This window comes from Oryzihumus sp., assembly GCF_036391795.1.
Taxonomy (GTDB): domain Bacteria; phylum Actinomycetota; class Actinomycetes; order Actinomycetales; family Dermatophilaceae; genus Oryzihumus.
In genome coordinates, this window is record NZ_DASVZH010000140.1 from 1 (window position 1) to 8,194 (window position 8,194).

Here is an 8,194-nt window from a genome sequence, read left to right on the forward strand (position 1 = left end):
TCACCCTGGCCACGAACTGCCAGGTCTTCTTCTGCGACCCGCACTCGCCCTGGCAGCGCGGCTCCAACGAGAACACCAACGGGCTGCTGCGCCAGTACTTCCCCCGCTCCTCCACGGACTTCCGCAGCTACACCCAGTCCGACCTCGACGCGGTCGCCCGCCAGCTCAACGGGCGACCACGCGAGACCTTGAACTGGAAGAATCCCGCCCAGAAGCTGAACGAACTCCTCGTTGCATCAGCCGCTTGAAACCGCCTGCCCTCAAACACGAGAAACGTCCCTCTCGGCGAGGATGGTTACTTCTTGGCGGCGCGCTGGCGAGCGATCTCGTAGAGCGTGACGCCCGTGGCGATGCCGGCGTTGAGCGACTCGACCGCCGAGGACATCGGGATCGAGACGATCTGGTCGCAGGTCTCGGACACCAGGCGGGACAGGCCCTTGCCCTCGGAGCCGACCACGACCACCAGCGGCTCGGTCGCCAGCTCCAGCGAGGGCAGCTCGACGTCGCCGTCCATGTCGAGGCCGAGGACGAAGTAGCCGGCCTTGCGGTAGTCCTCCAGCGTCCGGGTCAGGTTGCTGGCCAGGGCCACCGGGACGCGGGCCGCGGCGCCGGCGGAGGTCTTCCACGCGCTGGCGGTCATGCCGACCGACCGGCGCTCGGGCACGATCACGCCGTGGCCGCCGAACGCCGCCACGGAGCGGATGATCGCGCCGAGGTTGCGGGGGTCGGTGATCCCGTCGAGGGCGACGACCAGCGGGATGCCGGGGGTCTGCGGGTCGACCAGGTCGGTGGGGTGGGCGTACTCGTACGGCGGCACCTGCAGGGCCAGGCCCTGGTGCACCGCGCCGTCGGTGAGCCGGTCGAGCTCGCCGCGCGGGGTCTCCAGCACCGGGATGCCCCGGGCGGTGGCGATCTTCATGGCCTCGCGGACCCGGTCGTCGGAGTCGATCCGGCCGGCGACGTACATCGTCGTGACCGGCACCTCGGCGCGCAGCGCCTCGACGACGGAGTTGCGGCCGGCGACGACCTCGCTGGAGGTGCGGGAGCGACGGCCGGAGCCGGCACCGCCGCGGGAGGCGCCGCCACGGCTCGCGCCGGCGCGCTGACCACCACCGGCGCTGCTGCCGTCGCGCTTGGCGACGGCGCGGGCCCGGCGGGCGGCGACGTGCTTGGTGCGCTCCTCGGCCTTGGGCGTGGGGCCCTTGCCCTCGAGGCCCTTGCGGCGCTGGCCGCCGCTGCCGACGGTGGCGCCCTTCTTGGACTTGCGGATCGCGCCTCGGCGCTGGGAGTTACCGGCCATGGGTGTTCAGTCTCGTCTCTCAGACGTCGGTGTGCCGGGCGAGCGCCCAGCGGGCACCGGACGGGGTGTCCTCGACGGAGATGCCCGCCGCGGTGAGCTGGTCGCGGATCGCGTCAGCGGTGGCGAAGTCCCGGGCGGCACGGGCCGCCTCGCGGGCGGCCAGGCGGTCGCCGACCAGGGCGTCGAGCGCGGTCATCGCCTCGGCCGCCCCGCTGCCGGAGCCGCCGTTCCAGCGGGGGTCGAGCGGGTTGACGCCGAGCACGTCGGTCATGGCGACGACGGCCCCGGCCGCCTCGAGCGCCGCCGCGTGGTCGCCGTCGTCGAGGGCGGTGTTGCCGGCGCGCACCGTCTCGTGGACCACGGCGAGCGCCCCGGAGACGTTGAGGTCGTCATCCATCGCCTCGACGAACGCCGCGGGCAGCTCGACCGTCGGCAGGGTCGCGGAGCCGCCGGTCGCCCGGCGCAGGAAGCCCTCGATCCGGTCGACGGCCGCCTCGGCCTCGCGCAGCGAGCCCTCGTGGTACTCGATCGTGGAGCGGTAGTGCGCCGCGCCGAGGTAGTAGCGCAGCGCCAGCGGGCGGGTGATCTTGGTGATCTCGCTGACCAGCAGGGAGTTGCCGAGCGACTTGCTCATCTTCTCCCCACCGATGGTCACCCACGCGTTGTGCAGCCAGTAGTTGGCGAACCCGAGCCCGGCCGCGCGCGACTGCGCCTGCTCGTTCTCGTGGTGCGGGAAGCGCAGGTCGACGCCGCCGCCGTGGATGTCGAAGGTGTCGCCGAGGTACTTGCGCACCATGGCCGAGCATTCCAGGTGCCAGCCCGGACGTCCCTGCCCGTATGCCGTGGACCAGCTCGCCGTCTCCGGCTCGCCGGCCTTGTGGCCCTTCCACAGGGCGAAGTCGCGGGGGTCGCGCTTGCCGCGGGGGTCGGCGTCGGCCGCCGCCTCCATGTCCTCGATCTTCTGGTGGGTCAGCTCGCCGTAGGCCGACCAGCTGCGCACGTCGAAGTAGACGTCGCCGCTGCCGTCGGGCGCGGCGTAGGCGTGGCCCTTGTCGACCAGGGTCTGCATGAGGTCGGCCATCTCGGTGATGTGGCCGGTGGCCCGCGGCTCGTAGGTGGCCGGTAGCACCCCGAGGGTGTCCAGCGCCTCGCTGGTGGCCCGCTCGTTCTGGTAGCTCCAGGCCCACCACGGCACGCCGGCCTCGGCCGACTTGTTGAGGATCTTGTCGTCGATGTCGGTGACGTTGCGCACGAGCGTGACGTCGAGGCCGTGGCCGGTGGTCAGCCAGCGGCGCAGGATGTCGAACGCGACGGCGAAGCGCACGTGCCCGATGTGGGGTGCCCCCTGGGTGGTCAGGCCACAGATGTAGACGCCGGCCTTGCCCTCGGTCACGGGGACGAAGTCGCGCAGCTCGCGCATGGCGGTGTCGTACAGGCGCAGGGTCACCCGCCAAGGCTACCGAGCGTGGTGCGACTTGCCCGAATCGTGCCGGCCGCGCCGACCTGCCGGTATGCCGCGCCATCCGTTCGCGCGCCCGTCACCTTGGTGTCGCCGCCGCGTCAGGTGGCAGGGACAGGGTGCCGGGTGGACCCTGCCCGGGTGGGCCGGGGCACCTGAGCACTCGAGGAGAGACTCGTGGGACGAAAGACGTTCACCGCGGCGGCCGGAGCAGCCGCCGCCCTGCTGGCCGTCGCCGCCTGGCCGGCCAGCGCGGGGGCAGCCACCCCCGCCCCCCACGCCGGGATCGGCACCGGCCCGGCCGGGGGCTACAAGCACCTCGTGGTCATCTACGAGGAGAACCACTCCTTCGACAACCTCTACGGCGGCTGGGGCTCCGTCGCCGGCCAGCGGGTCGACGGCCTGCAGGCCGCACCGCGCGCGAAGGCGACCCAGGTCGCCCAGGACGGCACGGCATACCGGTGCCTGTTGCAGGACGACGTCAACCTGGCCAGCCCGCCGCAGCCCTCGACGTGCAGCGACAGCGCGCACGGGGTCAGCGCCAGCGCGTTCACCAACAAGCCGTTCCGGATCGACGACTACATCAAGCCCGAGGACAGGACCTGCCCGCCGGAGACGGTCTACGCGCCCAATGGCGTGCTCAAGGACTCCCCCGGCGCCGAGCCCGGTGGGTGCACCCGTGACCTGGTGCACCGCTTCTACCAGGAGCAGTACCAGCTCGACGGCGGCAAGCAGGACCGCTACGTGACCGGCTCGGACGCGGTCGGCCTGACCATGGGCCACTACGACACCAAGGCCCTGCCGATCTACCGCTACCTGCACAGCCAGGGCGCCCCCAACTACGTCCTCGCGGACCGGTTCTTCCAGGGCGCGTTCGGCGGCTCGTTCCTCAACCACCAGTACCTCATCGCGGCGCGGGCGCCGGAGGACACCAGCGCCCGGGCGCTCGGCGCGAAGAACACGGTGCTGGACAAGAACGGGATGCCGACGAGCTACCCGCTGTACAAGGCCGACGGCACCGTCGTCGACGGCCAGCTGACGAAGAAGTGCGCCAACCCGGCGGTCACCGCCGACTACGCCACGGCGTGCGGCAACCTGGCGGTCAACACGGTGCAGCCGTCGAGCAAGCCCTACGGCAACGGCGCGAAGATCCCGCTCATCGACGACGCGAAGTACCCCAACATCGGTGACCGGCTCAGCGCCAAGGGCATCAGCTGGAACTGGTACTCCGGCGGCTGGGACGACGCCGAGGCCGGTCACCCGGGCCCGCTGTTCCAGTACCACCACCAGCCGTTCAACTACTACAAGGACTACGCCCCGGGCACGCCCGGCCGCGCCCACCTGCAGGACGAGACGAAGTTCATCGCGGCGGCGAAGGGCGGCACGCTGCCCACGGTCAGCTTCGTCAAGCCCTACGGCGCCGAGAACGAGCACCCCGGCTATGCCAGCGAGCCGAACGGTTCCGACCACCTGGTCGACCTGCTCAAGACCATCACGAGCGGCCCGCAGGCCAAGGACACCCTGGTCGTGGTGACGTATGACGAGTTCGGCGGCCAGTGGGACCACGTGGCCCCGCCCGGCCAGGGCTCGGGCACCGTCGGCGCCCACGACGCGTGGGGCCCCGGCACCCGCATCCCGGCGCTGGTCCTCTCCGCGCGGATGACCCGCTCCGGCGTCGACCACACCGTCTACGACACCACCTCGATCCTGGCCACGATCGAGCGCAGCCTGGGCCTGGCCCCGGTCGCGACGCGTGACGCGGCGGTCAACGACCTGCGCCACGCGGTCGTCATGGGCGGTGGCCTCGGCCGCTGACCCGACGCCCACGACGAAGCCCCGGCAGGCCTGACCTGCCGGGGCTTCCGCGTCGTCTGAGGAAACTCCCAGATACGACCCTCACCCTGTCCCCGTGGACTCCCTCATCGTGGCCGTGGCCCAGTACCTCCCGTTCGTCATCGTCGCCGTGGGCGCCGCCGTCTGGCTCCGGGCGCCGCGCTCGGGGAAGGTCGCGATGGTCGTCGAGGGCGTCGTGGCCCTCGCGGCAGCCGGCGGGCTCATCCTGGTCGCGGCCGCGCTGCACACCGACCCGCGGCCCTTCGTCGTCAACCCGTCGGTGCACCCGCTGTTCGCCCACCCGGCCGACAACGGCTTCCCCTCCGACCACACGGCGCTGTCCATGACGGTCGCCGCCCTGGTGTGGGTGCAGCGGCGCACGGTGGGCGCCGTGCTGGCCGTCCTGGCCCTGTGCGTTGGGTTCGCCCGCGTCCTGGCGCACGTCCACCACACCCAGGACATCCTCGCCGGCGCGGTGATCGGCATCGTTGCCGCAGCGGTCGGCGTCCTCGTCTGGTCCCTGGTCAGCCACCGGCTGCCGGCGCGGCTGACGGGGCTGGACGCCTCCACCGCGAGGACCGCCGACCCCGCCACCACCCCCTGAGGCGAGCGACCCGGCATACCGCTGCCCCTGACATCACCCCGACATCACCCCGACTTGGTGCCCGGTCGGCCGCGTCTGACGCCCGAAACGGGGTCGGAACGCGGCGCGGCGGGCACCAAGTGTGAAGACGGTGGGGGTGGGTGGCGTCAGTGGCCGCGGGCGACCCACTCCGGCAGGTGCGGGGCCTCGACGCCGATCGAGGTCGAGTCGCCGTGGCCGGTGTGCACGACCGTGCCCGCCGGCAGGTGGAACAGCTTGTCGCTGATCGAGGCGATGATCGTGTCGAAGTCGCTGAACGAGCGGCCGGTCGCGCCGGGACCGCCCTGGAAGAGCGTGTCGCCGGTGAAGACCACCCCGAGCTCGGGGCTGTAGAAGCAGCAGGCGCCCGGGGAGTGGCCCGGCGTGTGCAGCACCTGCAGCGTCACGCCCGCGACCGAGATGGTGTCGCCGTCGGCGAGCTCGCGGTCGGGGGTGACGGGGTAGACGCGGTCCCACAGCACGCGGTCCTCGGGGTGCAGGTAGGACTTGCCGCGGGTGGCGTCGGAGACCTCCCCCAGGGCGCTGATGTGGTCGTCGTGGGCGTGGGTGCACAGGATCGCCACGACGTTGCGCTTGCCGACCGCCTTGACGATCGGCCGGCCGTCGTGGGCAGGGTCGATGACCACGCACTCGGTGTCGTTGCCGACCACCCAGACGTTGTTGTCCACCTCCCAGCTGCCGCCGTCGAGGTTGAAGGTGCCGTGCGTGACGACGCGGTCGACCCGCACCGGCGAGCCCTTGCCGAGGACCGACATCAGAGCACCACGACCGAGCGCAACACGTCGCCGCGGTGCATCTTCTCGAACGCGGCCTCGACGTCGCCGAGCTCGATGGTCTCGGAGACGAACCCGTCGAGGTCGAAGCGGCCTTGCCGGTAGAGGTCGACCAGCATCGGGAAGTCCCGCGAGGGCAGGCAGTCGCCGTACCAGCTGGACTTCAGCGCCCCGCCCCTGCCGAAGACCTCGATCATCGGCAGCTCGATCTTCAGGTCGGGCGTGGGGACCCCCACCAGCACGAGGGTGCCGGCGAGGTCGCGGGCGTAGAAGGCCTGCTCGTAGGTCTCGGGTCGGCCGACCGCCTCGACGACCACGTCGGCGCCGAACCCGCCGGTCAGCTCGCGGATCGCCTCGACCGGGTCCTGGCTGCGCGAGTTGACGGTGTGCGTGGCGCCGAAGCCCTTGGCCCACTCCAGCTTGCGGTCGTCGACGTCGACGGCGATGACCCGCGTCGCCCCGGCCAGCACGGCGCCCGCGATGGCGGCGTTGCCCACGCCACCGCAGCCGAAGACCGCGACCGAGTCACCGCGCGTGACGCCGCCGGTGTTGACCGCCGCGCCGAAGCCGGCCATCACACCGCAGCCGAGCAGCCCGGCGGCGGTGGCCGGCGCGGCCGGGTCGACCTTGGTGCACTGTCCGGCGGCGACCAGCGTCTTCTCGATGAACGCCCCGATGCCCAGCGCCGGCGAGAGCTCGGTGCCGTCGGTCAGCGTCATCTTCTGCGTGGCGTTGTGGGTGTTGAAGCAGTACCACGGCTTGCCCTTGGCGCACGCCCGGCACTGGCCACAGACCGCGCGCCAGTTCAGGACGACGAAGTCGCCGGGTGCCACCTCGGTCACGCCCTCGCCGACCGCCTCGACCACGCCGGCCGCCTCGTGCCCGAGCAGGAACGGGAACTCGTCGTTGATCCCGCCCTCGCGGTAGTGCAGGTCGGTGTGGCAGACCCCGCAGGCCTGCACCTTCACGACCGCCTCACCGGGACCCGGGTCGGGCACGACCACGTCGACCAGCTCGACGGGTGCGCCCTTGCTGCGCGCGATGACTCCTGTGACCGTGCTCGGCATGCCGGCTCCTTTGCGGGTCGGGTGGTGCGACTGCAGGTATGCCGTGAGCCTAGTGAGCGGGCCTGCCCACCTCACGTCGAGCCTCCATGCGCCGAGAGGGACGTTCCTCGGGCTTGGGCAGGTCCCCAACCCCGAGGAATGTCCCTCTCGGCGGGTGAAGAGGCAGGTCAGGCGGTCGGGACCACCAGGGCGGTGGCGATGGCGCCGATGCCCTCGCCGCGGCCGGTGAAGCCGAGCCCGTCGGTCGTGGCGGCGGCCAGCGAGACCGGCGCCCCGAGCGTGTCCGCCAGCACCGCCTGCGCCTCCTCGCGGCGCGGGCCGAGCTTGGGCCGGTTGCCGACGACCTGGACCGCGACGTTGCCGATGGTGAACCCGGCCTCCCGCACGATCCGCGCCGCCTCGGCGAGCAGGGTGACCCCGCGGGCGCCGGCCAGCTCCGGCCGGTCGGTGCCGAAGTGGGTGCCCAGGTCGCCCAGCCCGGCGGCTGAGAACAGCGCGTTGCACGCCGCGTGGGCCACGACGTCGCCGTCGGAGTGACCCTCGATGCCTCGCTCCCCCGGCCAGGTCAGCCCGGCGAGGTGCAGCGGGCGGTCGTCCGTGGCGAAGGCGTGGACGTCGACGCCGACGCCGGTCCGCGGCAGCACCACGTGCGCGACGGGGGGCTGGGGCGGGAGCTCACTGTCCGACATACCGGCCATCCTCCAGCAGGGCTTCGGCGCGGGCCACGTCGCCCGGGGTGGTCACCTTGAGCGCGGCCGGGTCGCCGTCGACGACGAGCACGGGCAGCCCGAGCGCCTCGACCAGCGCGGCGTCGTCGGTGGCGGTGAGGCCACTGGCGTGGGCGCGCTCGAGCACGGCGCGCGAGAAGCCCTGCGGCGTCTGTATCGCGCGCAGCAGCTCGCGCGCCGGGGTCGCCGTGACCACGCCGTGCGCGTCGACGACCTTGACGGTGTCGACGACCGGCAGGCCGGGCACGACCGCCGGGTGACCGGCCCGGACCGCCTCGGCGACCCGCTCGAAGACGGCGACCGGGGTCAGCGCGCGGGCGGCGTCGTGGACCAGGACGACGTCCTCGTCGGGGCCGAGCGCGGCGAGGCCGGCGGCCACGGATGCGGTGCG

9 protein-coding genes are annotated in these 8,194 nt (G+C 72.6%); 3 read left to right on the forward strand and 6 right to left on the reverse strand.

Features of this window, described 5'->3' with window-relative positions:
• Nucleotides 1-248, forward strand: a 248-nt coding sequence (locus VF825_RS08140) for an IS30 family transposase (protein ID WP_331112023.1), incomplete at its 5' end; no start/stop codon positions are given.
• A 47-nt stretch (nucleotides 249-295) separates the two neighbouring features.
• On the opposite strand, the gene rlmB is transcribed toward VF825_RS08140, so the two are convergent.
• Together rlmB and cysS are read right to left on the reverse strand one after the other, a co-directional pair.
• A complete protein-coding gene (gene rlmB, locus VF825_RS08145) occupies nucleotides 296-1,300 on the reverse strand; it encodes a 23S rRNA (guanosine(2251)-2'-O)-methyltransferase RlmB (RefSeq protein WP_331112025.1) in 1,005 nt (334 codons plus the stop codon).
• 19 nt (nucleotides 1,301-1,319) lie between these two features.
• Nucleotides 1,320-2,747, reverse strand: coding sequence for a cysteine--tRNA ligase (gene cysS, locus VF825_RS08150; RefSeq protein WP_331112027.1), 1,428 nt, complete (start codon nucleotides 2,745-2,747; stop codon nucleotides 1,320-1,322).
• Between the two features lie 189 nt (nucleotides 2,748-2,936).
• Between cysS and VF825_RS08155 the strand changes: the two genes are divergently transcribed.
• On the forward strand, nucleotides 2,937-4,574 hold the full coding sequence (locus tag VF825_RS08155) for an alkaline phosphatase family protein (protein WP_331112029.1): 1,638 nt from the start codon (nucleotides 2,937-2,939) through the stop codon (nucleotides 4,572-4,574).
• Between the two features lie 94 nt (nucleotides 4,575-4,668).
• A complete protein-coding gene (locus tag VF825_RS08160) occupies nucleotides 4,669-5,196 on the forward strand; it encodes a phosphatase PAP2 family protein (RefSeq protein ID WP_331112031.1) in 528 nt (175 codons plus the stop codon).
• Between the two features lie 146 nt (nucleotides 5,197-5,342).
• Here VF825_RS08160 and VF825_RS08165 read toward each other — a convergent pair whose 3' ends face one another.
• The 4 genes from VF825_RS08165 to VF825_RS08180 all read right to left on the reverse strand — a co-directional run.
• Nucleotides 5,343-5,990 carry an MBL fold metallo-hydrolase gene (locus VF825_RS08165; RefSeq protein ID WP_331112033.1) on the reverse strand — a complete coding sequence of 216 codons (648 nt, stop codon included), beginning with the start codon at nucleotides 5,988-5,990 and terminating at the stop codon, nucleotides 5,343-5,345.
• A complete protein-coding gene (locus VF825_RS08170; protein ID WP_331112035.1) occupies nucleotides 5,990-7,075 on the reverse strand; it encodes an S-(hydroxymethyl)mycothiol dehydrogenase in 1,086 nt (361 codons plus the stop codon). Before VF825_RS08170 ends, VF825_RS08165 begins: the two co-directional genes overlap by 1 nt.
• A 167-nt stretch (nucleotides 7,076-7,242) precedes the next feature.
• Nucleotides 7,243-7,764, reverse strand: coding sequence for a 2-C-methyl-D-erythritol 2,4-cyclodiphosphate synthase (gene ispF / locus VF825_RS08175; protein WP_331112037.1), 522 nt, complete (start codon nucleotides 7,762-7,764; stop codon nucleotides 7,243-7,245).
• Nucleotides 7,751-8,194 (reverse strand): IspD/TarI family cytidylyltransferase (locus VF825_RS08180; protein WP_331112039.1); only part of this gene is annotated, 444 nt, incomplete at its 5' end. The genes ispF and VF825_RS08180, both read right to left, overlap by 14 nt.